The 24324-nt window shown below is 66.4% G+C and carries 24 protein-coding genes; 15 read left to right on the top strand and 9 right to left on the bottom strand.

Going from position 1 to position 24324, the window contains the following annotated elements; genetic code table 11:
- Positions 1 to 76: 76 nt before the first annotated feature.
- Positions 77 to 1288, top strand: a complete 1212-nt coding sequence (locus H681_RS21440) for an MFS transporter (RefSeq protein WP_015478988.1) — start codon at positions 77 to 79, stop codon at positions 1286 to 1288.
- A gap of 210 nt (positions 1289 to 1498) precedes the next feature.
- Here H681_RS21440 and H681_RS21445 read toward each other — a convergent pair whose 3' ends face one another.
- From H681_RS21445 to H681_RS21455, 3 genes are read right to left on the bottom strand one after another with little or no spacing between them, the layout of a single operon-like run.
- Positions 1499 to 1648, bottom strand: a complete 150-nt coding sequence (locus H681_RS21445) for a DUF2474 domain-containing protein (RefSeq protein WP_015478989.1) — start codon at positions 1646 to 1648, stop codon at positions 1499 to 1501.
- A gap of 10 nt (positions 1649 to 1658) precedes the next feature.
- A complete protein-coding gene (gene cydB, locus H681_RS21450; RefSeq protein WP_015478990.1) occupies positions 1659 to 2666 on the bottom strand; it encodes a cytochrome d ubiquinol oxidase subunit II in 1008 nt (335 codons plus the stop codon).
- A gap of 3 nt (positions 2667 to 2669) precedes the next feature.
- Positions 2670 to 4109 carry a cytochrome ubiquinol oxidase subunit I gene (locus tag H681_RS21455; protein ID WP_015478991.1) on the bottom strand — a complete coding sequence of 480 codons (1440 nt, stop codon included), beginning with the start codon at positions 4107 to 4109 and terminating at the stop codon, positions 2670 to 2672.
- A 479-nt stretch (positions 4110 to 4588) separates the two neighbouring features.
- Between H681_RS21455 and H681_RS21460 the strand changes: the two genes are divergently transcribed.
- Positions 4589 to 5368, top strand: coding sequence for a MetQ/NlpA family ABC transporter substrate-binding protein (locus tag H681_RS21460; RefSeq protein ID WP_015478992.1), 780 nt, complete (start codon positions 4589 to 4591; stop codon positions 5366 to 5368).
- A gap of 222 nt (positions 5369 to 5590) precedes the next feature.
- On the top strand, positions 5591 to 6568 hold the full coding sequence (locus H681_RS21465) for a sigma 54-interacting transcriptional regulator (protein ID WP_015478993.1): 978 nt from the start codon (positions 5591 to 5593) through the stop codon (positions 6566 to 6568).
- A 68-nt stretch (positions 6569 to 6636) separates the two neighbouring features.
- Here the strand turns inward: H681_RS21465 and H681_RS21470 are convergent, their stop codons facing one another.
- Positions 6637 to 6972 carry a hypothetical protein gene (locus tag H681_RS21470; protein WP_015478994.1) on the bottom strand — a complete coding sequence of 112 codons (336 nt, stop codon included), beginning with the start codon at positions 6970 to 6972 and terminating at the stop codon, positions 6637 to 6639.
- Between the two features lie 774 nt (positions 6973 to 7746).
- Here H681_RS21470 and betT point away from each other — a divergent pair.
- Complete coding sequence (gene betT / locus H681_RS21475) at positions 7747 to 9702, top strand: choline BCCT transporter BetT (RefSeq protein WP_086009626.1); 1956 nt, start codon at positions 7747 to 7749, stop codon at positions 9700 to 9702.
- 166 nt (positions 9703 to 9868) lie between these two features.
- On the opposite strand, the gene H681_RS21480 is transcribed toward betT, so the two are convergent.
- Together H681_RS21480 and yedA are read right to left on the bottom strand one after the other, a co-directional pair.
- Entirely contained in the window at positions 9869 to 11908 is a 2040-nt protein-coding gene (locus H681_RS21480; RefSeq protein ID WP_015478996.1) for an OPT family oligopeptide transporter, read from the bottom strand.
- 380 nt (positions 11909 to 12288) lie between these two features.
- The gene (gene yedA / locus H681_RS21490; protein WP_015478997.1) at positions 12289 to 13176 is read right to left on the bottom strand and encodes a drug/metabolite exporter YedA; all 888 of its coding nucleotides are present in this window, start codon (positions 13174 to 13176) and stop codon (positions 12289 to 12291) included.
- A gap of 178 nt (positions 13177 to 13354) precedes the next feature.
- Here yedA and H681_RS21495 point away from each other — a divergent pair, with 178 nt between their 5' ends.
- Entirely contained in the window at positions 13355 to 13801 is a 447-nt protein-coding gene (locus tag H681_RS21495) for an Lrp/AsnC family transcriptional regulator (protein ID WP_015478998.1), read from the top strand.
- Between the two features lie 315 nt (positions 13802 to 14116).
- Here the strand turns inward: H681_RS21495 and H681_RS21500 are convergent, their stop codons facing one another.
- Positions 14117 to 15394, bottom strand: coding sequence for an acetyl-CoA C-acetyltransferase (locus H681_RS21500; RefSeq protein ID WP_015478999.1), 1278 nt, complete (start codon positions 15392 to 15394; stop codon positions 14117 to 14119).
- A 163-nt stretch (positions 15395 to 15557) separates the two neighbouring features.
- On the opposite strand from H681_RS21500, the gene H681_RS21505 reads away from it, so the two are divergent.
- Positions 15558 to 16913 (top strand): 3-oxoacyl-ACP reductase, encoded by a 1356-nt coding sequence (locus H681_RS21505; protein ID WP_015479000.1) that lies wholly within the window; start codon positions 15558 to 15560, stop codon positions 16911 to 16913.
- Positions 16914 to 17135: 222 nt separating this feature from the next.
- On the opposite strand, the gene H681_RS21510 is transcribed toward H681_RS21505, so the two are convergent.
- Positions 17136 to 17540 carry an EF-hand domain-containing protein gene (locus H681_RS21510; protein WP_015479001.1) on the bottom strand — a complete coding sequence of 135 codons (405 nt, stop codon included), beginning with the start codon at positions 17538 to 17540 and terminating at the stop codon, positions 17136 to 17138.
- Positions 17541 to 17605: 65 nt separating this feature from the next.
- The gene (locus H681_RS21515) at positions 17606 to 18613 is read right to left on the bottom strand and encodes an AraC family transcriptional regulator (RefSeq protein ID WP_015479002.1); all 1008 of its coding nucleotides are present in this window, start codon (positions 18611 to 18613) and stop codon (positions 17606 to 17608) included.
- 205 nt (positions 18614 to 18818) lie between these two features.
- On the opposite strand from H681_RS21515, the gene H681_RS21520 reads away from it, so the two are divergent.
- The 9 genes from H681_RS21520 (at position 18819) to H681_RS21560 (ending at position 24291) form a co-directional block, all read left to right on the top strand.
- Positions 18819 to 19676, top strand: a complete 858-nt coding sequence (locus H681_RS21520; protein WP_015479003.1) for a MaoC family dehydratase — start codon at positions 18819 to 18821, stop codon at positions 19674 to 19676.
- A 53-nt stretch (positions 19677 to 19729) separates the two neighbouring features.
- Positions 19730 to 20047 (top strand): nucleotide pyrophosphohydrolase, encoded by a 318-nt coding sequence (locus H681_RS21525; protein WP_015479004.1) that lies wholly within the window; start codon positions 19730 to 19732, stop codon positions 20045 to 20047.
- Positions 20044 to 20814 (top strand): methyltransferase, encoded by a 771-nt coding sequence (locus H681_RS21530; RefSeq protein ID WP_015479005.1) that lies wholly within the window; start codon positions 20044 to 20046, stop codon positions 20812 to 20814. The genes H681_RS21525 and H681_RS21530 overlap by 4 nt, the downstream gene beginning before the upstream one ends.
- Before the next feature lie 53 nt (positions 20815 to 20867).
- Positions 20868 to 21449 (top strand): DUF4136 domain-containing protein, encoded by a 582-nt coding sequence (locus H681_RS21535; RefSeq protein ID WP_015479006.1) that lies wholly within the window; start codon positions 20868 to 20870, stop codon positions 21447 to 21449.
- 119 nt (positions 21450 to 21568) lie between these two features.
- The gene (locus H681_RS21540) at positions 21569 to 22129 is read left to right on the top strand and encodes a DUF4136 domain-containing protein (protein WP_015479007.1); all 561 of its coding nucleotides are present in this window, start codon (positions 21569 to 21571) and stop codon (positions 22127 to 22129) included.
- 13 nt (positions 22130 to 22142) lie between these two features.
- Positions 22143 to 22637 (top strand): GNAT family N-acetyltransferase, encoded by a 495-nt coding sequence (locus H681_RS21545; RefSeq protein WP_015479008.1) that lies wholly within the window; start codon positions 22143 to 22145, stop codon positions 22635 to 22637.
- Complete coding sequence (locus H681_RS21550) at positions 22624 to 22998, top strand: DsrE family protein (RefSeq protein WP_015479009.1); 375 nt, start codon at positions 22624 to 22626, stop codon at positions 22996 to 22998. The genes H681_RS21545 and H681_RS21550 overlap by 14 nt, the downstream gene beginning before the upstream one ends.
- A 139-nt stretch (positions 22999 to 23137) precedes the next feature.
- The gene (locus tag H681_RS21555; RefSeq protein WP_015479010.1) at positions 23138 to 23599 is read left to right on the top strand and encodes a glycine cleavage system protein H; all 462 of its coding nucleotides are present in this window, start codon (positions 23138 to 23140) and stop codon (positions 23597 to 23599) included.
- Positions 23596 to 24291 carry a M15 family metallopeptidase gene (locus H681_RS21560; protein WP_015479011.1) on the top strand — a complete coding sequence of 232 codons (696 nt, stop codon included), beginning with the start codon at positions 23596 to 23598 and terminating at the stop codon, positions 24289 to 24291. Before H681_RS21555 ends, H681_RS21560 begins: the two co-directional genes overlap by 4 nt.
- The last annotated feature ends 33 nt before the right edge of the window (positions 24292 to 24324 follow it).

Consider the following 24324-nt stretch of genomic DNA (forward strand, 5'->3'; position numbering starts at 1 on the left):
GCAATACAACCGGATAAGTGCTACACCGTGTTACGCTGCGCAGCCCTTGCTTAGCCTCCTAACAAAAGCACTTTCCATGACCGCCGAAGCCACGTCCCTGCTGCGTCACCGCCCCTTCCTCGCCTTCTGGCTCGCCCGCGTCTGCACCGCCAGCGCTTTCCAGATGATCACCGTGGCCATCGGCTGGCACATCTACGAGCTGACCCACAACGTGCTCGACCTCGGCCTGGTGGGGCTGGTGGAGTTTCTGCCGCGCGTGCTGTTCATGCTGCACACCGGCCATGTAGCCGACCGCTACGACCGCCGGCGCATCGCCTCGCTCTGCCAGATTGGCCAGGGCCTGATCGCCGTCGCGCTGGTGATCGGCGCCAGCACCGACAACGTGACCCGCGAGATGATCTTCGTGATGGCCTTCCTGCTGGGCACCGCGCGAGCCTTCGAGATGCCGACCACCCAGGCACTGCTGCCGAACATCGTGCCCACCGCGCTGTTCCCCCGCGCAGTGGCGGCCTCCGCCTCGGCCATGCAGGCAGCGACCATCGCCGCACCGGCCCTGGGCGGCCTGCTCTACGCCTTCGGCGCCTTCTGGGTCTACACGCCCACCGCGATGCTGTACTTCATCGCCTGCGGCCTGGTGCTCACCCTGCCCGCGCGCCAGGCGCCGGCCGTCCAGGGCAAGGCCACGCTGGAGTCGCTGCTGGCCGGCATCCGTTTCATCCGCAGCCGCCCGGACATCTTCGGCGCCATTTCCCTGGACCTGTTCGCCGTGCTGCTGGGCGGCGCCACCGCGCTGCTGCCGGTGTTCGCCAAGGACATCCTGCTCACCGGCCCCTGGGGCCTGGGCCTGCTGCGCTCGGCGCCGGCGGTGGGCGCGCTGCTGATGTCGTTCTGGCTGGCGCGCTTCCCCATCGAGCGCAACGTCGGGCGGATCATGTTCCTCGCCGTCGGTATCTTCGGCGTCACCACCATCGCCTTCGGCCTGTCGACCTCGTTCTGGTTCTCCCTGGCGGTACTGGTGGTGCTGGGCGCGGCGGACATGATCAGCATGGTCATCCGCGGCGCCTTCGTGCAGTTGGAAACCCCGGACGAGATGCGCGGACGGGTCAGCGCGGTGAACGGTCTGTTCATCGGCGCCTCGAACCAGTTGGGCGAGTTCGAGTCCGGCGTCACCGCCCACTGGCTCGGCACCGTGCCGGCGGTGGTGCTCGGCGGCGTGGGGACGCTGATCGTTACCGGGGTCTGGATGAAGCTGTTCCCCACCCTGGCCAAGCGGGACAAGCTGCACTGACAGCTTCGCCGTCCCGCTTTTCGTAGGAGCGAGCTTGCTCGCGAACCGCCCAACATCGGTTCTGCCGGTGAGTATGTTCGCGAGCAAGCTCGCTCCTACATAAAACCCAACCCCACCCACCGAGGCAAAAAAATCCCTCGCTGGAAGCACCGGCGAGGGATGTGGGAACGGGCGCCAAGAACAGCGCCCGGATGGGATCGATTGTGCGGACTAGTGCGGCGTGCCCAGGCCCGCCGCGCTCATGAACAGGCGCATCAGCCAGGCCGCCACGCCGAGGGCGGCAACGCTCAACGCCCAGATCAGCACCAGCCAGCCGAGCCGCTTGCGCAGCGGCGCCTTGCCTTGCTCCTCATGGGTCATCGCGCAGCCCTCAGTGGTAGCCATCGCCATGCTTCACCTTGCCGCGGAACACGTAGTAGCTCCACGCGGTGTAGCCAAGGATGAAGGGGATGATGAACAGCGCGCCCACCAGCATGAAGCCCTGGCTCTGCGGCGGCGCGGCCGCGTCCCAGATAGACAGCGACGGCGGCACGATGTTCGGCCACAGGCTGATCCCCAGGCCGCTGTAGCCGAGGAAGATCAGCACCAGGGTGAGCACGAAGGGCTGCACATGGTCGTTGTTGGCCACCGAGCGCAGCAGGCCGTAGAAGGTCAGCAGCACCAGCAGGGGCACCGGCAGGAACCAGAACAGGTTCGGCAGGCTGAACCAGCGCTGGGCGATATCCTCGTGGGCCAGCGGCGTCCACAGGCTGACGATGCCGATCACCGCCAGCAGCACCAGCGCCAGCGGCCTGGCCAGGTCGTGCATGCGCTCCTGCAGGCGGCCTTCGGTCTTCATGATCAGCCAGGTGCAGCCCAGCAGCGTATAGGCGACGACCAGGCCGAGACCGCAGAACAGCGGGAACGGTGCCAGCCAGTCCAGTGCGCCACCGGCGAAGGCGCGATTCTCCACCGGAATGCCTTCGATGAAGGCGCCCAGCGCCACGCCCTGGAAGAAGGTCGCCACCAGGGAACCGGCGATGAACGACTTGTCCCAGATGTGCCGCTTGGCCGGCTTGGCCTTGAAGCGGAACTCGAAGGCCACGCCGCGGAATATCAGCCCCACCAGCATCAGGATCAGCGGCAGGTAGAGCGCCGAGAGCACGGCCGAGTAGGCCACCGGGAAGGCGCCGAACAGCGCCGCGCCGCCCAGCACCAGCCAGGTTTCGTTACCGTCCCAGACTGGCGCCACGGTGTTCATCATCACGTCGCGGTCGCCTTCGTCCTTGAAGAACGGATAGAGCATGCCTATCCCCAGGTCGAAGCCGTCCATCACCACGTACATCATCACGCCGAAGATGATGATGATTGCCCAGATCAGTGGAAGATCGATTCCCATGACTCAGTTCCTCCCTGCCGGACTGGCGCTGTCATCGTCGTCGAAGCCCTCTGCGGTGGCCGACAATGGACGCGCCGGAGTACGTTTCTGCCCGGCGCCACCGTGGCTGGCTTCGCGGCCCTCATGGGTGACCGGGCCCTTGCGCACCAGGCGCATCATGTAGCCGATGCCCACACCGAACAGCGAGAAGTACACCAGCACGAACATCACCAGGGTCAGACTCATCTGCGTGACGCTGTGGTTGGACACCGCATCGGCGGTGCGCATCAGCCCATAGACGACCCAGGGCTGGCGGCCGACCTCGGTGGTGAACCAGCCGGCGAGGATAGCGATCAGGCCGGACGGCCCCATCCACAGCACCAGCCGGAGGAAGGCGCGGTTCTGGTAGAGCCGCTTGCGCAGGCGCAGCCAGACGCTCCACAGGCCGACCAGGATCATCAGCATGCCCAGGCCGGCCATGATGCGGAACGACCAGAAGACCACGGTGGAGTTGGGTCGGTCGGCCTTGGGGAAGTCCTTCAGCGCCGGGATCGGCTCGGTCAGGCTGTGATTGAGGATCAGGCTGCCGAGGACCGGGATCTCCACCTTGAAGCGGGTTTCCTCGCGCTCCATGTCCGGCCAACCGAACAGGATCAGCGGGGTCGCCTCGCCACTGCTGTTGTCCCAGTGACCTTCCATCGCGGCGATCTTCGCCGGCTGGTGCTTGAGGGTATTGAGACCGTGGGCGTCGCCCACCATCGCCTGGATCGGCGCCACGATCAGCGCCATCCACATGGCCATCGAGAGCATCTTGCGGATCGCCGGGTTGTCGCGGCCGCGCAGCAGGTGCCAGGCCGCCGAGGCGCCGACGAAGAAGGCGGTGGCGACGAAGGAAGCGATCGCCATGTGCAGCAGGCGGTAGGGGAAGGACGGGTTGAAGATCACCGCCACCCAGTCCACCGGCACCACCACGCCGTTGACGATCTCGTGGCCCTGCGGGGTCTGCATCCAGCTGTTGGAAGCAAGGATCCAGAAGGTGGAGATCAGCGTGCCGATGGCCACCATCAGCGTGGCGAATAAGTGCAGGCCGGGGCCGACGCGGTGCCAGCCGAAGAGCATGACGCCGAGGAAGCCGGCTTCGAGGAAGAAGGCGGTGAGCACTTCATAGGTCAGCAGCGGGCCGGTAATGCTCCCGGCGAACGCCGAAAAGGCGCTCCAGTTGGTGCCGAACTGGTAGGCCATGACGAGGCCGGAGACCACGCCCATGCCGAAGTTGACGGCGAATATCTTCGACCAGAAATGATAGAGGTCGCGATAGACCTCGTCGCTGGTCTTCAGCCACAAGCCTTCGAGCACCGCGAGGTAGCTGGCGAGGCCGATGGTGATGGCAGGGAAGATGATGTGGAAGGATACGGTAAAGGCGAACTGGATCCGGGCCAGGTCGAGCGCCTCTAGTCCGAACATGACGATTCCTCTTCAGGCTGACGCCCGCCACCGAGGTGGTTGGGCACCGTGCCTTGCGCATGCGCAGGGCGTTCTTGCGTGAGTCTGTCTTTTCTAATGGCTCAGTTTCGAGCCACCGATCTGCTGTCGGTTCGGCTTCTTTTCGCCGCCCAATCAGAATGGACCACCATCTGCATTGACGCCGCTCAAGAAATTGATTCGATGTTACGCCCGACGCGCCCCGAGGCCGCCGTGGTGGGTTGCCGCGCGGCGGGGTGTCGCGCGACAGCATGTCTCATACAGCTCGTCATAGGCCGCTCACATGAACAAATTCGAATATCAAAATGAAAAATTAGTATTTTATTGGAATAAAAAAGATCGCTAACGTCTGCATCGACCACCGCCACTGAAGCGGCGGAACATGACTCCAGCGCCCGTTCGAAGGCCCCATCCCGGTCGGCCCGGATGCCCGCGGTCACCTGCCCCACAAGGACATCGCAATGAAAAAGCTGCTGCTTCTGAGCGCCCTCGCCGCTGCCTTCACCACCTCGGCCTTCGCCAATGAAAAGCTGATCGTCGCCGCCACCCCGGTTCCCCACGCCGAGATCCTCGAACTGATCAAGCCGACCCTGGCCAAGGAAGGCGTGGACCTGGAGATCAAGGTCTTCACCGACTACGTACAGCCCAACGTGCAGGTCGCCGAAAAGCGCCTGGACGCCAACTACTTCCAGACCAAGCCGTACCTGGACAACTTCAATGCCGGCAAGGGCACCCACCTGGTCACCGTGACCGGGGTGCACGTCGAGCCCTTCGGCGGCTACTCGAAGAAGTACAAATCCCTGGCCGAACTGCCGGACGGCGCCACCGTCGCCATCCCCAACGAAGGCAGCAACAGCGGCCGTGCCCTGCTCCTGCTGCAGAAGGCCGGCGTGATCAAGCTGAAGGATCCGAGCAACGCCCTGGCCACCCCGAAAGACATCGCCGAGAACCCCAAACACCTGAAGTTCAAGGAACTGGAATCGGCCCTGCTGCCGCGCGTGCTGGACCAGGTCGACCTGGACCTGATCAACACCAACTACGCCCTGGAAGCCAAGCTCAACCCGGTGAAGGACGCGCTGATCCTCGAAGACCGCAACTCGCCCTACGTGAACTACCTGGTGGCGCGTCCGGAGAACAAGGACAGCGATGCCCTGAAGAAACTCTCCGCCGCCCTGACCAGTCCGGAAGTCAAGGCCTTCATCGAGAAGAAGTACAACGGCGCCGTGGTGCCGGCCTTCTGATCCGCCGCCCGGCAAGCCGCCGGGCACAACGACTCCCAGGCTGGCGCGCGTCTGATCGCGCCCCCGCTTCGACGCCGGTGGGCAGGTTCCACCGGCGTTTTTCTTGGAATCCGTCCAGGACCGCCGGGGGCGGCACGGACAGGGCGCATGCGGGCTCGCGCCATTCGTGACGTCCCGCGGACGCTGGACGCGCCCTGGCGCAGAAGTAGAAGGAGAACCCCCATGAACGCCCCGCACACGCCGGCGCCGCTGCTGACCTTCCCCGACGCCGACAAGAGCCCGCTGAGCATCCGCGCCAAGGCGCTGGTGTTCTTCGACCCGCGTTCGCACCAGGTGCGCGACGAAGTGGAACGCCTGGCGCCGCTCCCGCAACCGGTGCTGATCCACGGCGAAACCGGTACCGGCAAGGAGCTGCTGGCCCGCCACATCCACCGCGCCAGCGAACGGCCCGGCCTGTTCGTCGCGGTAAGCTGCGGCGCCCTGAGCCGCAACTATGCCGAGACCGAACTGTTCGGCTACGCGCCGGGCGCGCACAACGGTCCGGTGGGCAGCCGCGCCGGCTGGTTCGGCTCGGCCAACGGCGGAACCCTGTACCTGGACGAAATCGCCGACCTGCCGCTGTCGCTGCAGCAGAAACTGCTGCGCGTGCTGCAGGAGCGCGAAGTGCTGCGCGTCGGCGCGCGCGAGCCGGTGCCAGTGGACGTGCGTCTGGTCGCCGCCACCAGCGTCGACCTGGGGCAGGCGGTGAAGGCGGGGAAGTTCCTCGAAGGCCTCAAGCAGTACCTGCACGACGGCAACCTGACCCTGCCGCCGCTGCGCGAGCGTATCGGGGACATCCAACCGCTGGCCGAATACTTCCTCGGCGTGCACGCGCAGCGCCTGGAACTACCGGTGCCGCAGATCGCCGGCGACACCCAGCGGGTGCTGGAAAGCTACCCGTGGCCGGGCAACATCCGCGAGCTGGAGAACGTCATCCACTTCGCCCTGCTGGTCAGCCCGGACGAGGAGATACGCCCGGAGCACCTGAACTTTTCAGGCGGCGTGGCGGGGTCAGGCGGCGTAGCAGGATCAGGCGGCGTGGCCGGAACTGGCGGGAAAACGCAGATAAGCGAAGAGGCGCTGGGGCGTCTGCTGCGCCAGCCCGGCGTCGAAGCGCAGCTGCGTGCGCTATTGCAACGCCTGGAGCACGAGCGCGGCTGAGCCGCCGCGCTGTAGTCGCCAGCGCGACCCGAAGGGCCGCGCAGGGGCGACTGCATGCAACTGGGGTGTTACTTGGTAGCGGTGTTCGAGTGAGCGACCACCGGGGTGCACGACGGGTTGGTCAGCTTGGCCGGATCGGTCAGCAAGCCCGGCATCATGCGCGAGGTGCAGTTGAACACGCGGCCTTTGGTGGTGGTGGCGACGTAGGAGAGTTCCTGGCCACCCAGAGCGTCCGGCTGACCGGCTTTGACGTCGCTGACAACCAGCTCGTCGGAGGAAGCCAGGCCGATCATCTGGGCGGTAGCGGCTTGCAGCGGAACGATGGCCTGGTTGGTGGTCATGGTCTGGCAACCGGCCAGCGAAGCGAAGAGCGCAGTGGCAATGGCAATGCGTTTGAAGTCCATCTCGAGATGCTCCCTGTTGGTGTTTTTTTGTCCTGCCGGGGAGACTAACGGAATCGGCAAGTCAATCGCCATAGCCGTTTCACATGTTTTTCACGAAAAATTGCACATCCGTTCAAGTTTCCGGACTGGAACCCGCTCTATTCCGGTAACTGTGCTATGCGGAGAACTGTTTCACCGGCCTGACAGCCGGTAATCGTGGCAAAGCCACGAATGACGCTGAACCGTTTCACCTTTCGCGACGAACGGTCGCAGTGAAAGGCTTTGCCGAGTTGCAGGTCGGCAGGAGGGAATCCTGAGCAAAGAGTCAAAATAAGGTCGATTACCCGCAAATATCGAAAAAAGCAGTCCCATCGACCAGATCAATACCCCTCATCAAGACCATTCACTTCTTTTCGTCACAATCTTCAGGGAAAATGGCTATCAGGCGGTCGGGACCCATTTTCCCCGGCGCCATTGGAGACTATCGTGACCAGCTTTGCCGCTCTTGCTAACTTCTTCGCCGCCACCGCTTTCCTGACCGCGCCCGCGAAGGTCGACCCGGAACGCCGTGAGATCCGTGAGGCGAAAAAGAACCGCCGCAAGTAAAGCAGTACCCGCTCCGCTCGGCCCTCGTACAGGGCCGGCGGCGGGACCATCGGTCCCGCCGATTGGCCTTGCAAGGCCATCCCGTGTTTTCATTGAATGCTTGTTCAAGGAAAAACACGAGGAACCCCGCCCGTTTTGTCCGCTGCACAATCCCCCACCCCGCCCGTAACACCCTGTCCCTCCATGCGCATGAACCCACCGGTCTTCTACGGTGCGGCGGCGCTGATCCTGATCTTCGCCCTCGTCGTCATCGGCCTGCCGCAACCGGCCGGTGAATGGCTGCTCGCCGCCCAGACCTGGGCCGCCGGGAGCGTCGGCTGGTACTACCTGCTGGCGATGACGCTGTACCTGATCTTCGTGGTGGTCACCGCGCTTTCCGGCTACGGAAAGATCAAGCTCGGTGCCGACCACGACGAGCCGGAATTCAGCTACCTGTCCTGGGCCGGCATGCTGTTCGCCGCCGGCATCAGCATTACCCTGTTCTTCTTCTGTGTGTCCGAGCCGCTGACCCACCTGGCCCAGCCGCCGCAGGGCGAAGCCGGAACCCCGGAAGCGGCGCGTCAGGCCATGCAGCTGCTGTTCCTGCACTGGGGCCTGCACGGCTGGGGCGTGTTCGCCCTGGTGGCGATGGCGCTGGCGTACTTCGCCTACCGGCACAACCTGCCGCTGGCGCTGCGCTCGGCGCTCTACCCGTTGATCGGCAAGCGCATCAATAGCCCCATCGGCTACGCAGTGGACTGCTTCGGCATCATCGCCACGGTGTTCGGCCTGGGCGCGGACATGGGCTTCGGCGTACTGCAGCTCAACGCCGGCCTCGATTTCCTGTTCGGCGTCGCCCACAGCCATCCGGTGCAGATGACCCTGATCGCGCTGATGATGGGCGCGGCGATCCTGGTGGCCATCTCCGGCGTCGACAAGGGCATCCGCCTGCTGTCGGACATCAACATGCTGCTGGCCTGCGCGCTGCTGCTCTTCGTGCTGTTCGCCGGCCCCACGCAACACCTGCTCAATACCCTGGTGCAGAACGTCGGCGACTACCTCGGCAGCCTGCCGACCAAGAGCTTCGACCTCTACGCCTATGGCGAAGGCAGCGACTGGCTGGGTGGCTGGACGGTGTTCTACTGGGCCTGGTGGATCGCCTGGGCGCCCTTCGTCGGCCTGTTCATCGCACGTATTTCGCGCGGGCGGACGATCCGCGAGTTCGTCTTCGGCGTGCTGTTCATCCCGCTCGGTTTCACCCTGGCGTGGATGTCGATCTTCGGCAACAGCGCCCTGGACCAGGTGCTCAACCACGGTTTCAGCGAACTGGGCCGCGTGGCCATCGAGGAACCGTCGATGGCGCTCTACCAACTGCTGCAGAACTACCCCGGCAGCCGCGTGGTGATCGCGGTAACGGTGCTGGTCAGCTTCGTGTTCTTCGTCACCTCGGCCGACTCCGGTACCGTGGTGCTCTCCACCCTATCCGCCCACGGCGGCAGCGCCGACGACGACGGCCCGAAGTGGCTGCGGGTGTTCTGGGGCGTGGCCACCGCACTGGTCACCGGCGGTTTGCTGTTCGCCGGCAGCATCGATGCGTTGAAGTCAGCCGTGGTGCTGACCTCGCTGCCGTTCTCGCTGATCCTGCTACTGATGATGTGGGGCCTGCACAAGGCGTTCTATCTGGAATCCCAGCGCCAGCGCGCGCGCACCCATTCTCTGGCACCGCCGCCCTCGGCCAAGCCCGGCGGCTGGAAGCGGCGCATCTCCCAGGCGGTGCACTTCCCCACCCGCGACGAGGTGTACCGCTACATGGTCGACGTGGTCAGCCCGGCGATCGCCGAAGTTTCCGAAGTGTTCCGCGAGAAGGGCCTGCAGGTGGATTCCGACCTGGACCTGGGCAACCTGGAAATCGGCCTGGAGATCGGCCACGGCGCGCAGCATCCGTTCCTCTACCAGGTGTCGATGCGCGGCTACTTCACCCCGTCCTTCGCCCGCGCCGGCATGGGCGGCCTGCATCTGAAGAATCGCCGCTACTTCCGCGCCGAGGTGCACCTTTCCGAAGGCAGCCAGGACTACGACCTGATGGGCTACAGCAAGGAACAGATCATCAACGACATGCTCGACCAGTACGAGCGGCACCTGCAGTTCCTGCATCTGGTGCGCTGAGGCATGGCCTCCTGCGCTGGGCATGACGTAAGTCTGTAGGAGCGAGCTTGCTCGCGAACGGCCTCACCGGCAGCTCCGATGCCGGGCGGTTCGCGAGCAAGCTCGCTCCTACGAAAAACCCAAATGCGAAAGGCGCCCGCAGGCGCCTTCGCATCACCGCTCGGGATCAGCCGCGCGTGCCGGTGAGCACCTTGCGGTAGAACAGCACGCAGATCGCCACGAACACCACCAGGCCCAGCCATTGCGCGGTGTCCTCGAAGCCGGCGCCGACCAGCGCCAGGGGCGCATCCTTGCCGGTGGTGCCGATCACCCCGGCGAGAAAGATACCCATCAGGCTCTCGCCGACGATCAGGCCGGACGCCAGCAGCACGCCACGGCGCCTGGGTTCGTCGGAGAATTTCTCCTCGTTGATGCCGGCCGCCAGGGCGCGCTTCTTCAGTGCCGATTCCAGCAGCCAGGCCAGCACCGCACCGACCACCAGGGTCATGCCGATGGTCGGCGGCAGGTAGATGCCCAGGCCCACCGCCAGCACCGGCAGGCTGGCCTTGCCGGTACGGCGCAGCAGCACGTCCACCAGGATCAGCGCGATGCCCAGCGCCACGCCGATGAGGATCATGTTCCAGTTCAGCGCGTTGTGGAAAATCCCGCTGGCAATCGCCGTCATCAGCGTCGCCTGCGGCGCGGCCAGCGCGGCGTTCGGGTCCATGCCCTCGCGCGGCAGGGCGCCGGTGAAGCCGTAGGCGTTGAACAGCAGTTCCAGCACCGGCGGGATCACCAGGGCACCCACCAGGCAGCCGACGATCAGCGCCACCTGCTGCCGCCACGGGGTCGCGCCGACCAGGTAGCCGGTCTTCAGGTCCTGCAGGTTGTCATTGGAGATCGCCGCGATGGCGATCACTACCGAGGTGGTGAATAGCGCCAGGGCAATGGCGAGCTTGCCGCCTTCCAACGCCAGGAAGCCGTCCTCCAGGGAACCGACGCCGAGGATCAGCAGCGACACCAGGATCACCGCGATGATGCCGATGCCGGAGATCGGGCTGCTGGAAGATCCCACCAGGCCGGCCATGTAGCCGCAGGCGGCGGCGATCAGGAAGCCGAAGAAGAAGGCGAAGATCACGCAGACCGCCACCAGGCCCCAGAAGGCGAACCCGCGCAGGTCCGGCGCGGCCTCGCCGAGGAAGGCGGCGAACACTCCGAACAGCGCCACCAGCAGGACGGCGGCGATGGTCACGATCCACTTGGCCGAGAGGTCCTGTTCGGTACGCAGGTCACTCACTTCGCCGCGACCGCGCACTGCGCTGAGCGACGACCAGACGCCCTGCACCATCGGCTTGAACAGGGTGGCCAGGGTCCACAGCGCGGCAATGCCGATGGTGCCGGCGCCGAGGAAGCGCACCTGGCTGCTCCACAGCTTGGTGGCCAGCTCCGGCAGGCTCTGCCCGGCGGCCAGCACACTGTTCACCGAGAGCAGCGGCACCGCCACGCCCCAGGCGATCACCACGCCGATGAGGATGGCGATGCCGGCGGTGATGCCCATCAGGTAGCCGGCGCCGACCAGCGCCAGGGAGAACCCGGTGGACAGGCGGAAGGCCGCTTGCCCGGCGCTGAGCCAGAAACTGAAGCCCTCGGCGAGCACCTTGAAGCCGCTGCTGAGCAGGCTGAAAGCCGCCGCGACCAAGCCGCCGGCGAGGATATCGCGCAGCCCCGGGCCGCCGGACTTCGCGGACTTGCCGGCCTTTTCCTGTTCCTCGTCATGGCTGCCGACCCGCAGGATCTCCGCCGCCGCCACGCCTTCGGGGTACGGCAGGTTGCTCTGCACCACCATCACCCGCCGCAGCGGAATGGTGTAGAGCACGCCGAGGATGCCGCCGATGGAACAGATCGCCGCGGTCTGCCAGAACGGGAAGCCGCTCCAGTAGCCGATCATCAGCAGGCCGGGCAGGATGAAGATGATCGAGGACAGGGTGCCGGCCGCCGAGGCCTGGGTCTGCACCATGTTGTTCTCGAGGATGTTGGAGCCGGAGAAGTAGCGCAGCACGGCCATCGAGATGACCGCCGCGGGGATCGACGAAGCGAAGGTCAGACCGACCTTGAGGCCGAGGTACACGTTGGAGGCAGTGAACACCACGGTGATCAGCGCGCCGAGGATCAGGCCGCGAACCGTCAGCTCGGCGAGGTTGGACTCGTCGGGAATCCTTTCTTGCATGTAGGCAGTCTCATAATGAAGCGGAACTGCCAAAGCGTAGGACAGTGAGCCTGCGGCTGCGACCCAGAATGGCGACGAATGCGGTCTGGGGTGCGGCTTCGTTGCCGCAAGTCAGGGGGATGGCGGGAAATAAATGACGCGGGGTACTCCTGCAGGAGCGAGCTTGCTCGCGAACGGATTCTGGCATGGCACCAGCGTTATGTGGTTCGCGAGCAAGCTCGCTCCTACACAGGAACCCTCAGAACGGTTTGTCCCCCACTCGTTGTCGGTCAGCGCCTGGACGACTGGCGCGTGGGTGTACTTGAGAAAGGAAAACGACCTCCCTGCGGAGACCGTTTCATACCTTGGCGAAACGCGCGAAATAACCTATCTGGCCTAGCTCATGCCGCGCCCTGGCGCCGCCACTGCGGCAGGCCGATCAGCACCACGGCGCTGATGATCACCGCCATCGCCAGGGACTCCGCCAGGCCGATGTGCTCGCCGGCGAACATCACGCCAAGCATCACCGCCACCGCCGGGTTGACGTAGGCGTAGCTGGTGGCCGCCGCCGGCCGCACGTTGGCCAGCAGGTACATGTAGGCGCTGAAGGCGATGATCGAGCCGAACACCACCAGGTACGCCAGCGCGCCCCAGCCGGCCGCCGTCGGCATCTGGGTCATGCGCTCGCCGCTGAGGAGACTGCCCAGCAGCAGCACCCCACCGCCCACCAGCATTTCCACCGCACTGGCCATCGGACCGGCCGGCAGCGACAGGCGCCGGCTCCACACCGAACCGAAGGCCCAGGTGGCCGCCGCGAAGATGATCAGCGCCGCGCCCGCCGGACTGCCCTGCAGGTTGGAGCCGAGGTTGAGCAGGACGATGCCGAACAGCCCCAGGGCGATGCCGGCCCACTCCAGCGCATTGGTCTTGTTGCCGAAGAAGCGCCCGAACACCAGGGTGAACAGCGGCACCGTGGCCACCGCCAGCGCCGCCACGCCCGAGGCCACGCCCCAGTGCTCGGCGACCGTCACCCCGCCGTTGCCGCAACTGAGCAGGAGGATGCCGATGGCACCCGCCGACAGCCACTGCCTGAAACTGGGCAACGGTGCGCCGCGCCAGAGCATCCAGGCGAACAGGATTGTCCCGGCGATGATGAAGCGGCAGCCCGCCATCAACATCGGCGGCCAGGACTCGACGCCGATGCGGATCACCAGGTAGGTCGAGCCCCAGATGAAATACAGGGCGAAGAATGCGGCGATCAGGGTCAGGGAGACGCGGGCTCTGGGCATGGGCATCGTGGTCATGGGAAAGGCTCGACAAGGCAGGCGGAGCGCTTCATTTTATGGGGGCCGATAGCGCTGGATAAGGCACAGACAACGCCAAAGCAGGCATAACACTTTTCATTCGATGGATTTTCAGGCGACTTTCCGTTGAATCGAATATCGCCCCAAAGCCGAGGTTACCCCGATGGACAAATACGACCGCGCCCTGCTCGCCGCCCTGCTGGAAGATGGCCGGATGTCCTTTGCCGAACTGGCCCGGCGCATCAACCTCTCGCCACCGGCGGTGGCCGACCGCGTGGCGCGCCTGGAGGCGGACGGGGTGATCACTGGCTACCACGCCAGCGTAGACCTGTCGAAGATGGGCCGCTCGATCCAGTGCCTGATCGAGATGCGCCTGAACGACCATCGCAGCAAGACCATGCTCGACCCGCTGCTGGAAATCCCGCAGATCATCGATTGCTACCGCATCACCGGCGAGGCCTGCGTGATGCTCAAGGTCGCGGTGAGCTGCACCCGCGAGCTGGAAGAGCTGATCGACCGCCTGGCGCAATTCGGCACCAGCAGGACCTCGCTGGTGCTGTCCACGCCGTTCTCCGCGCGCGTGCATCCGGCGATGCTGCAGGACGGTTGAGCTGCCGCCTCTTCGCAGGACGCATAACGCGCCAGCGTTATTGGCCGTTCCAGGTTATCCGCCCTACGTTGCGGACTTCTTGCGCACGGAATTTTCGTAGGAGCGGATAAATCCCGCGATTGCCGGTTTGTTGTAGGAGCGAGCTTGCTCGCGAACACCGGTCGGCTCCAAAGCCAGGGCGGTTCGCGAGCAAGCTCGCTCCTACAGGTTCTGCAATCTGCAGATAAAAAAAGGCGGCGCCGCTTGCGCGGCACCGCCTGAAGTCACGGAGTTGCTACATCGTGGGGGCGACCAGGGCCGCCCCGGTGTATTGGATTACTTTTCTACGATCGCGGTCACACCTTGGCCGCCCGCCGCGCAAATCGAGATCAATCCGCGTCCCTTGCCGGCGCCATCCAGCAGCTTGGCCAGGTTGGCGATGATGCGTCCGCCCGTGGCCGCGAACGGGTGACCGGCGGCCAGCGAGCTGCCCTTCACATTGAGCTTGCTGCGGTCGATGGAGCCCAGCGGCGCATCCAGTCCCAGGCGCTCCTTGCAGTACTCCGCGTCCTCCCAGGCCTTGAGGGTGCACAGCACCTGGGCGGCGAAGGCTTCGTGAATCTCATAGAAATCGAAGTCCTGCAGGCTCAGGCCGTTACGCGCCAGCAGGCGCGGCACTGCGTAGACCGGCGCCATCAGCAGGCCCTCGTGGCCGCCGACGAAATCCACCGCCGCCGCTTCGCCATCCTTGAAGTACGCCAGGATCGGCAGGCCGCGTTCCTTGGCCCACTCCTCGCTGGCCAGCAGCACCACGGAGGCGCCATCGGTCAGCGGCGTGGAGTTGGCCGCCGTCAGCGTGCCGCGCGAGCCGCGTTCGAACACCGGCTTGAGGGTGCCGATCTTCTCCAGGTTGATGTCCGGGCGCAGGTTCTGGTCGCGCACCAGGCCGCGGAACGGCGTCATCAGGTCGTTCTGCCAGCCCTCGTCGTAGGCGGCGGCCAGCTTGTGGTGGCTCTCGAAAGCCAGCTTGTCCTGCTCGTCGCGCGGGATGGCCCAGGTCTGCGCCATCTGCTCGCAGTGCTCGCCCATCGACAGCCCGGTGCGCGGCTCGCCGTTCCTCGGGATGTGCGGCATCAAGTGACGCGGGCGAATCTTCAGCAGGCTCTTGATCTTCTCGCCGTTGGACTTGCCGCGATTGGCCTCCAGCAAAATCCTGCGCAGCCCTTCGTTGACGCCGATGGGCGCGTCGGAGGTGGTGTCCACGCCGCCGGCGATGCCACACTCGATCTGCCCCAGGGCGATCTTGTTGGCGACGAGAATGGCCGCTTCCAGGCCGGTGCCGCAGGCCTGCTGGATGTCGTAGGCCGGGGTTTCCGGCGCCAGGCGGGTGCCGAGCACGCATTCGCGGGTCAGGTTGAAGTCGCGCGAATGCTTGAGCACCGCGCCGGCGACCACCTCGCCCAGGCGCTCGCCGTGCAGCTTGTAGCGCTCGATCAGGCCGTCCAGCGCACAGGTCAGCATCTCCTGGTTGCTCGCCGTGGAATACACGGTGTTGGAGCGGGCGAAGGGAATACGGTTGCCGCCGACGATGGCGACCCGGCGCAATTGGGTCATGCAGGGCTCCTGAAATGAGCGTTGAAGTGCGCTCAAGGCTAACCTTAGCCGCTTGTGCCGCATTGGCCGCCCCGCCGTCGCACAGGTCAGCACGGTCAATTGCGCCGATCCGGCGGCTGCGTAAAGTGATCCCACTTCGAGAATCCGTGCAGGAGCCCGTTCCATGACCGATCGCTACATTGCCTTCGCCAACTCCAACGTCGGCCGCCGCCTGGTCGGCGCCCTCGGCCTGCCCGCGCCGGTCCGTCTGGAGCGCTGGAGCGCCGGGCGCACGCGGCCGGTGGACGGAGCGCTGCTGCTGGGCGGCGTGGGCAACCTGAACGAGGCGCTGCTACCGTTCGCCGAACGCCTGACCGACGCGCTGTTCGCCTTCGCCGAAGGCCAGTACGGCCTGTCGCGCTGGACCGCCGAGCATGGCCCCAAGCTCAAGGCCATCGTCTTCGACGCCAGCGGCCTGACCCGCTTCGAGCAGACGATCGAGCTGCGCACCTTCTTCCAGGGCGCGCTCAAGGGCCTGGACAAGTGCCCTCACGTGGTGATCCTCGGCCGCGCGCCGGAATCGCTGAAAGACCCCATCGCCGCCAGCGTGCAGCGCAGCCTGGAAGGCTTCAGCCGCTCCCTGGGCAAGGAAATCCGCCGCGGTGGCAACGTGCAACTGGTGTACGTCGGCAAGGGCGCCGAGGACCAGCTCGAAGGTGCGCTGCGCTTCTTCCTCTCACCCAAGAGCGCCTATGTGTCCGGGCAGGTGGTGCGCCTGTCCGCCTACGGCCAGCAGGTGCAGGACTGGAGCCGCCCGCTGGTGGGCAAGCGCGCGCTGGTGACCGGCGCCGCCCGTGGCATCGGCGCGGCGATTGCCGAAACCCTCGCCCGCGACGGCGCCGACGTGGTGCTGCTGGACGTACCGCCGGCCAAGGATGCCCTCGATGCGCTGGCCGCGCGCCTGGGCGGCCGTGGCGTGGCGCTGGACATCTGCGCCGCCGACGCCGGCGCGCAACTGGTGGAGGCACTACCCGATGGCGTCGACATCGTGGTGCACAACGCCGGCATCACCCGCGACAAGACCGTCGCCAAGATGAGCGAGGCGTTCTGGAACTCGGTGATCGACGTGAACCTCAAGGCCCCGCAGGTGCTGACCCAGGCCCTGCTGGATGCCGGCAAGCTGCACGACGACGGCCGCGTGGTGCTGCTCGCCTCCATCAGCGGCATCGCCGGCAACATGGGCCAGACCAACTATGCGGTGAGCAAGGCCGGCCTGATCGGCCTGGCGCAGGCCTGGGCGCCGGCGCTGGGCAAGAAGGGCATCAGCATCAACGCGGTGGCGCCGGGTTTCATCGAGACCCAGATGACCGCTGCCATTCCGCTGACCATCCGCGAGGCCGGCCGGCGCATGAATTCGATGGGCCAGGGCGGCCTGCCGCAGGATGTCGCCGAAGCCGTGGCCTGGTTCGCTCAGCCGGGCTCGGGCGCGGTGAGCGGGCAGGTGCTGCGGGTGTGCGGGCAGAGCCTGCTGGGCGCCTGACCGCGTAGGGCGTACAACCGTTCGCGGTTGTACGCCGATTCACCTCTCAAACCGTCTCGGGGTGAATCGGCTGTTGCAGGAGCGGAGTTATCCGCGATCCCGCCGCAAGGCCGGCCACAACGACTGCCCCGGCTTCGCCGGGATTTCGCGGAGAAGCTCCGCTCCTACGCAAGCATCGCCTTCCGCAGTCGAACTCAGCCCGGGACTATTCCGCCACCGCACTCACCGTCCATGCGCCGCAATCAACTGCTGGAACTCCTGCGCGCTCAACCGGTGATCGCCATCGCGATCGCCGCGCAGGATCAGCGCCGGTTCCTGGGCCAGGAACTCCGTGATGCTGACCTTGCCGTCGCCATCCTTGTCCGGCCAGACCACGGCATTCGGCGCCGGGTGGCTGCTCTGGCTCGGCGGGGTCAGTTCCTCGCGGCTGAGAAAACCGCTCTGGTCACGGTCCAGCCGATGGAACATGCGTTCACGCATCGCCGCCATGTCACTGGCCTCGATATAGCCATTGGCATCGCGGTCCAGGCGGGAAAAGGCCGTTTCGCCCATTTCACCGGCCAGCGCCTGTTGGCTGCCCAACAGAACGACACTGCACAGCAGGGCATGACGGATTCGGCTTCGCATCGAGAACTCCTTGGACTGGGAAAGGCGCGCAAAGCCTACTCAGCAGTCCACTCGAAGGTATTCGATCACTCCGCCGGCGTCTGCGGACGGCCACGGCGGCGAAACTCCACCGGGGTCTCGCCGACCCAGCGCTTGAAGGCGCGGTAGAAGGTGCTCGGCTCGGAGAAACCGGTGCGTTCGACGATCACCTCGATGCGCTCGTCGGTCTTGAGCAGCAGCTCCTTGGCCAGGCGGCAGCGATAGTCGGTGACCAGATCGTTGAAGCGCACCCCGGCCATCGCCAGGCGCTCGCGCAGGCGGCGGGCCGGCATGTCCAGGCGGGCGGCGACCTGCTCCAGCGTCGCACCGCCGTCCACCAGCAGCACGCCGATCAGTTCGCGCACCTTGCGCACCAGGTCCAGGCGCTCGACCTCCGCCAGTTGCCGGCGCGCCAGCGACTCGTGCATGCGCAGCAGCTCGGGGGCGGCGTGGCGCGAAGGCTTGTCCAGCACCGCGGCGTCGAACACCAGGGCGTAGCGCTCGGCGCCCAGCACGGCCGGGCAACCGTAGACCTCACGGTAGCGCTCGGCGGGCGCGCCTTCTTCGTGCATCAGTTGCACTTCATGGGGATTGAAATCGCCCTCGGTGAGGGCGTGGAACAGACGGACCACCGCGCCTGCGAGCATTTCCGGGAAGTGCCGGTTGGTCCCGGCCGTATGGCCGAGCAGCAGCACGGCGCGCTCGCCCTCGATTTCCAGGCGGGCATTGAGGGTGTCGGAGAGCAGGCGCACATAGCGCAGGGCATGGCGCAGGCCCTCGCCGAAGGTCGCGCTGGAGAGGAACAGGTACTCCAGCAGCAAACCGTGGAACGCCGGCAGGTGGCCGGCCAGGTAGAGGCCGACGTGCTCCTGGCCGCACTCTTCGGCGGCGGCTTTCCAGAACAGGTTCTGGGCGCTGTGGGGGAAACGTCCGGCGGGCAGGCTGCCAGCGGGCAGGCCGACGCGCGCCAGGACGCGGTCGGGGTCGGTGCCGCTGGCGCGCAGGGCGTCGATCACCGGGCGCATCAGCGCCACATCGTCGGTCAGATCACGCATGGTGTTTTTTCTAGTTATCCATGAGGCGGGCCCATCTTAGGCAGCTTTCCTGTCGCCCCTCAAGAGAATCAGGACGGCACTTGAACGAAATCTCCGAGCAATCGGACGGTCAGATTGACTTGCCTGCCGCACGCCGCGAAACCACGGCCAATGCCCGCCGGTGAGCGGCGGCTAAGCTGATTGAATACTCGTCAGGAGATACCCGATGTCCCGCGATTGGCTCGACCTGTCCGCTCCCCCCGCCCTCACCGGCCTGTTCGTCCGCGCTGCCGTGCGCCGCGGCGTGCGTGGCCGCAGCCTGCCGACCCGCGGCCTGCGTTGCCCGGTCACGGTCGATCCGAAGCACCTGGAGCGCTATCGCAAGGTCTGCGGCTTCGCCGACAACCACCTGCTGCCGCCCACCTACCCGCACATCCTGGCCTTCGGCCTGCAGATGGGGTTGCTCACCGACGCGCGCTTCCCCTTCCCGCTGCTGGGCCTGGTGCACCTGGAAAACCGTATCAGCGTATTGCGCCCACTGGGCGGGCTCGGTCCGTTCAACGTCAGCGTGCGGGTGGACAACCTGCAGCCCCACGAAAAAGGCGTGACCTTCAGCATCATCACCCAGCTGCACGACCAGCTCGGCCTGCTCTGGGAAGGCGACAGCCGCATCCTGTTCCGTGGCATGCGTCTGGACGGCACGCCGCCGGCCCGTACCGAGAACGCCGAACTGCCGCTGGAGCAGATCGACGCCTGGAGTTGCCAGGCGGACATCGGCCGCCGCTATGCCCGCGTCGCCGGCGACTACAACCCGATCCACCTGTCCGCCGCCAGCGCCAGGCTGTTCGGCTTCCCCCGCGCCATCGCCCACGGCCTGTGGAACAAGGCGCGCAGCCTGGCGGCGCTGGGCGAGCAGTTGCCGATGGCCGGCTATCGGGTCGAGGTGCGCTTCCAGAAGCCGGTGCTGCTGCCCTCCTCGGTCAGCCTGCTGGCCAGCGAACCGGCGCCGGCCGGGCAGTTCAGCCTGCGCGGCAAGGACGACCTGCCGCACATGGCCGGCAGTTGGAGCCCGCTCGACGCTTGAAGGCGTCCGCCCGAAGCCTGAAGCTATGGGGCTCACGTTGGAGCCCCATCTGCATGAACCTCGAAGAACTCACCGCGCGCCTGCACGCCATCCGCGACCACAACGACTGGAGCCGCTTCCACAGCCCGAAGAACCTGGCGATGGCCGCCAGCGTGGAGATGGCCGAGCTGGTGGAAATCTTCCAGTGGCTGCGCGAGGACGAATCCCGTCAGTTGCCGCCGGAAAAGCTCGCCCACGCCGGGCAGGAAGTCGGCGACATCGTGCTCTACCTCCTGCTGCTGTGCGCCGAGCTGGGTATCGACATGGATCAGGCGGTGCGCGCCAAGCTGGCCGACAGCGAGCGGCGCTTCATCGAAGGAGGCGCCAAGTGAGCCAGCCTCCCAAGACCGGCGACCGCCACTTCGACGAACTGGCCACGCGTTTCGCCGAGAAGATCTACGGCGGCGCAAAGGGCGCGATCCGCCTCGCGGTGCTGCAGGCCGACCTTGCCGAAGCCCTGCCGGACCGCCCCTTGCGCGTGCTGGATATCGGCGCGGGCCTGGGCCACATGTCGCTGTGGCTGGCCGGACGCGGCCATGACGTCACCCTCGCCGAACCCGCCGCGCCGATGCTCGAAGGCGCACGCCAGCGCTTCGCCGAGGCCGGCCTTCCCGCCACCTTCATCGAGGCGCCCTGGCAGGACCTGCTCGGCCAGCTCAACGAGCCCTACGACCTGGTGATCTGCCACGCCGTGCTGGAATGGCTGGCCGAACCGCTGGCCATCCTCCCCGTGCTGCACCAGCTGACCCGCGCCGACGGCTGGCTGTCCCTGGCCTTCTACAACCGCGATGCGCTGATCTACCGCAACCTGCTCAAGGGGCATTTCCGCAAGCTGCGCAAGAACCGCTTCGCCGGCGAAGGCCAGAGCCTCACCCCGCAGGAACCGCTCGACCCGCGCGTGCTGGAAGACGCCATGAATGGGCACTGGCGCATCGAGGCGCGTAGCGGCGTGCGGGTGTTCCACGACTACATGCCAGTGGAGTTCCAGCACAAGGCCGAGCCGCTGGACCTGGTGGAGATGGAGGTGCAATACCGTCGACATCCCGCCTTCGCCGGCCTGGGCCGCTACCTGCACTGGCTGTGCCGACCGCAGGATTGAGTGCATAGTTGTCGTTGCGCACGCCAACCGGTCCGGGCGTGCGGGAGTCCGTCATGCCGCGTTACCTGCCGATCCTGCCACTGTTCGCCGCCCTGGCCGCCTGCCAGAGCCAGAACCCGTACACCGCCACCTCACTGCCAATGCCACCGGCGCCCGCGTCGGCGGCCAATCCCGGCCTCGACCCCGGCAGCTACCCGGCGCCGCCGCTGGACTACGGACACTATCGCTCGTGGAGCTGGGCCGACGGCGCCGGCCTCGGCGGCCCGCTGCAGGACGCCGTCAGCGAAGCCCTCGACCAGCGCGGCCTGCGCCCGGCACGGAGCGATGCGCCGGCGGACCTGGTCGTCAGCGCGCAACTGTCCAGCGAGCAGCGCACCCGGCAGACCACCGACTACTACGGTGGCGGCTACTACGGCGGCTGGGGCGACCCCTGGTACGGCAGCGGCTACTATCCGGTCACCCGCACCTATGTGGTCACCGTCAGCGTGGTGCGCATCGCCCTGTTCGACACCCGCAGCCACCAGCAGGTGTGGAGCGGCAGCGCCGAATACGAGAACGGCGACGGCCAGCGTGAGCAGGCGAACGCCCTGCGCGAGGCCGCGCGCAAGGCCCTGGACGGCTACCCGCCGGGCTGATCGCTCGCGGCAGGAGAACATGCCGCCTCCCGCCCCGGCATCCCGGCGCGACCGCTCTGCCGCTTGCCTTTGCGCGGACTCTGCGCTTGGATGAGAACTCTGTCAGGAGTAATTCCATCATGATCCGCCGATTACTGCTTCTGGGCCTGATGCTGGGCCTGGCCGCCTGCGAAACCACCAGCCTCAGCCGCGATTACGACACCACCCGCGACTTCTCCCGCTACCAGAGCTGGAGCTGGGCGCAGCCGTCGTTCGAGTACCGCCCGGACGACCCGCGCATCAAGAGCGATCTCACCGAACAGCGCATCAGCCAGGCGGTCGCCGACCAGCTCGACCAGCGCGGCCTGCGCCAGGCCCAGGGCGGCAATATCGGCGACGTGAGAGTGCGCGCCTACCTGATCGTCGACCAACGCCAGGACCAGGTCACCTCCTACAGCGGTGGCTACTGGAACGGCTACTGGGGAGGTTACTGGGGCCCGCCGCCAATGGCCGAGACCCGCACCGTCACCTACAAGGTCGCCACCATCCAGGTCGACCTGTTCGACGGCAAGGACGGCAAGCTGGTCTGGCGCGGCAGCGGCGAGCAGATCATGCGCAGCAGCCCGCCCACGCCCGCCGAGCGCGAAGCGGCGATCCGCGAGACGGTGCAGAAAGTCATCGCCCAGTATCCGCCGCACTGAGCCGGGAGCCCACGTGGAACATCCAGTCCTCACCCACCGCCCCGCCGCCGCGGGCGACCTCGACGAGGTGGTGCGCTTTCCACAGGATCGCGACGAGCTCTTCTACTGCTATCCCAAGGCGAGCTGGCCGCTGACCGTCGGCCAGCTCGCCGCCGCAATGGCCGAACGCCGCGGCAGCACCCTCGCCCTGCTGGACGGGCGCGCGGCGGGCTTCGCCAACTTCTACCAGTGGCAACCGCGCGAATACTGCGCGCTGGGCAACATGATGGTCGCGCCCTCGGCGCGCCGGCACGGCGTGGCGCAGTACCTGATCGAAGTCATGGAGAACCTCGCCCGCGACCAGTACAAGGCACGGGTGATGAAAGTGTCCTGCTTCAACGCCAACGCTGCCGGGCTGCTGCTCTACACTCGGCTGGGTTACCGGCCGCAGGCCATCGTCGAGCGCGACGACCCACAGGGCCGGCGTATCGCCCTGGTACAACTGGAGAAAACCCTTGAGCCCATCTGACCGCCAGCGGGTGCTGATCATCGTCGGCAGCGGCCCGAGCACCCCGGCGCGCTGCGCGGCGCCCTTTTACACCGCCACCCTACTGGCCTGCATGGACGCCCAGGTCACCCTGTTCCTCAGCGGCGAAGGCACGCGCCTGGCCTTCCAGGACATCGCCGACCACCTCTACGCCGCCGAGGGGGGAGAGCCCATCAGCCATTTCATCCAGCAGGCCAAGGAAGCCGGCGCGCGCCTGCTGATGTGCCGCGCACCGGGCGTGGCCATCGACGAAAGCCGGCTGATCGAGGAAGTCGACGAAATCGCCAGCGGCGGCGAGCTGGCGCGGATGATCCTCGAATACGACCGGGTGCTGACCCTTTAAGCCACTTCGGAGGCGTCGAGCGAAGTTGAGGCAAGGAAGACGCCGCTGAGAAAGCGGAGTTCACAATCCACGTAAATGAGCATTTCGAAGCGGCGTCTGACGCAGCATCGACAAAGCGCAGACCCTACGAGAGGCTTAAATGAAGCTGCATGGCCTGGAGTTTCCTGACGACCTCCTCTACGCCCCCGAGTACAACCTCTGGCTGCGCGAGGAACCCGGCGGCGCCGTCACCCTCGGCCTCACCGCCTATGGCTGCGCACTCTACGGGCAGATCTTCGCCTTCACCCCCAAGCGCGACGGCTGGCACATCGAACGTGACCGCAGCTTCGGCGTGGTCGAGTTCGCCAAGGCCGCCTCGTCCGCCCGCTGCCCGCTGGACGGCCACATCCTCGCCAGCAACGAGGCCGTAGTGCGGCGACCGGGGCTGATCAACCAGGATTGCTACGGCGAAGGCTGGATGGTGCGCCTGAAGCCCGACGACTGGGCCACCGTCCGTGCCCGTCTCCTGCAAGGCCAGGTCGCGCGGGACGCCTTCGCCCAGCGCATGTACCTGGACAACTACGACCCCGATGACGACGGGGTCCAGGCCCTGCGCCCATGAGCCAGGCAGGCGCGGCACGACGCTGGCGCCTGCCGCTCCTGACGTGCCTGTTCGCCAGCCTGCCGCTGCAGGCCGACCAACCGGCCCAGCCCGGCTTCGTCTACCTCGACCAGATCCTGAAATCCGCGCGCTACGACGTGCGCTACGCCGGCAACGACAACTTCGTCGGCGCACCGATCGATGGCTACCTTGTCGCGCGCATCATCCTCACCGAGCCTGCGGCCAGGGCCCTGGAAAACGTCGAACACGACCTGGCGCTCAGCGGCCTGTCCCTGAAAATCTTCGACGGCTATCGTCCGCAGCGCGCGGTGGAAGCCTTCAGGCGCTGGGCCGCCACCTCGCAGGACACTCAGCAGAAAGCCCGCTACTACCCGGACCAGGACAAGCGCACCCTGTTTCGCGACGGCTACATCGCCCAGCATTCAGCGCACTCGCGCGGCAGCACCGTCGACCTGACGCTGGTGGAGACCAGGACCGGGGAAGAATTGGACATGGGCAGCCGCTTCGACTTCTTCGGCCCCATCTCCCGACACGGCACCGCACTGATTACACCGACGCAGACCCGCAACCGCGAAACCCTGCGCCAGGCCATGCTGCGCCACGGCTTCGAACCCTACGCCGCGGAATGGTGGCATTACCGACTGAAGGCCGAGCCTTATCCGTCGAGGTATTTCGATTTTCCGGTGCGCTGAAGGAGGGATAGCGGCCGTCCCTGGCCGCAGGAC

It is taken from the genome of Pseudomonas sp. ATCC 13867, assembly GCF_000349845.1.
GTDB lineage: Bacteria > Pseudomonadota > Gammaproteobacteria > Pseudomonadales > Pseudomonadaceae > Pseudomonas.

Excerpts from the sequence above, each read along its gene's own strand:
- H681_RS21440 (WP_015478988.1), top strand. The coding sequence starts at position 77 with ATGACCGCCGAAGCCACGTCCCTGCTGCGTCACCGCCCCTTCCTCGCC.
- H681_RS21445 (WP_015478989.1), bottom strand. The coding sequence starts at position 1,648 with ATGACCCATGAGGAGCAAGGCAAGGCGCCGCTGCGCAAGCGGCTCGGC.
- cydB (WP_015478990.1), bottom strand. The coding sequence starts at position 2,666 with ATGGGAATCGATCTTCCACTGATCTGGGCAATCATCATCATCTTCGGC.
- H681_RS21455 (WP_015478991.1), bottom strand. The coding sequence starts at position 4,109 with ATGTTCGGACTAGAGGCGCTCGACCTGGCCCGGATCCAGTTCGCCTTT.
- H681_RS21460 (WP_015478992.1), top strand. The coding sequence starts at position 4,589 with ATGAAAAAGCTGCTGCTTCTGAGCGCCCTCGCCGCTGCCTTCACCACC.
- H681_RS21465 (WP_015478993.1), top strand. The coding sequence starts at position 5,591 with ATGAACGCCCCGCACACGCCGGCGCCGCTGCTGACCTTCCCCGACGCC.
- H681_RS21470 (WP_015478994.1), bottom strand. The coding sequence starts at position 6,972 with ATGGACTTCAAACGCATTGCCATTGCCACTGCGCTCTTCGCTTCGCTG.
- betT (WP_086009626.1), top strand. The coding sequence starts at position 7,747 with ATGAACCCACCGGTCTTCTACGGTGCGGCGGCGCTGATCCTGATCTTC.
- H681_RS21480 (WP_015478996.1), bottom strand. The coding sequence starts at position 11,908 with ATGCAAGAAAGGATTCCCGACGAGTCCAACCTCGCCGAGCTGACGGTT.
- yedA (WP_015478997.1), bottom strand. The coding sequence starts at position 13,176 with ATGCCCAGAGCCCGCGTCTCCCTGACCCTGATCGCCGCATTCTTCGCC.
- H681_RS21495 (WP_015478998.1), top strand. The coding sequence starts at position 13,355 with ATGGACAAATACGACCGCGCCCTGCTCGCCGCCCTGCTGGAAGATGGC.
- H681_RS21500 (WP_015478999.1), bottom strand. The coding sequence starts at position 15,394 with ATGACCCAATTGCGCCGGGTCGCCATCGTCGGCGGCAACCGTATTCCC.
- H681_RS21505 (WP_015479000.1), top strand. The coding sequence starts at position 15,558 with ATGACCGATCGCTACATTGCCTTCGCCAACTCCAACGTCGGCCGCCGC.
- H681_RS21510 (WP_015479001.1), bottom strand. The coding sequence starts at position 17,540 with ATGCGAAGCCGAATCCGTCATGCCCTGCTGTGCAGTGTCGTTCTGTTG.
- H681_RS21515 (WP_015479002.1), bottom strand. The coding sequence starts at position 18,613 with ATGCGTGATCTGACCGACGATGTGGCGCTGATGCGCCCGGTGATCGAC.
- H681_RS21520 (WP_015479003.1), top strand. The coding sequence starts at position 18,819 with ATGTCCCGCGATTGGCTCGACCTGTCCGCTCCCCCCGCCCTCACCGGC.
- H681_RS21525 (WP_015479004.1), top strand. The coding sequence starts at position 19,730 with ATGAACCTCGAAGAACTCACCGCGCGCCTGCACGCCATCCGCGACCAC.
- H681_RS21535 (WP_015479006.1), top strand. The coding sequence starts at position 20,868 with ATGCCGCGTTACCTGCCGATCCTGCCACTGTTCGCCGCCCTGGCCGCC.
- H681_RS21540 (WP_015479007.1), top strand. The coding sequence starts at position 21,569 with ATGATCCGCCGATTACTGCTTCTGGGCCTGATGCTGGGCCTGGCCGCC.
- H681_RS21555 (WP_015479010.1), top strand. The coding sequence starts at position 23,138 with ATGAAGCTGCATGGCCTGGAGTTTCCTGACGACCTCCTCTACGCCCCC.
- H681_RS21560 (WP_015479011.1), top strand. The coding sequence starts at position 23,596 with ATGAGCCAGGCAGGCGCGGCACGACGCTGGCGCCTGCCGCTCCTGACG.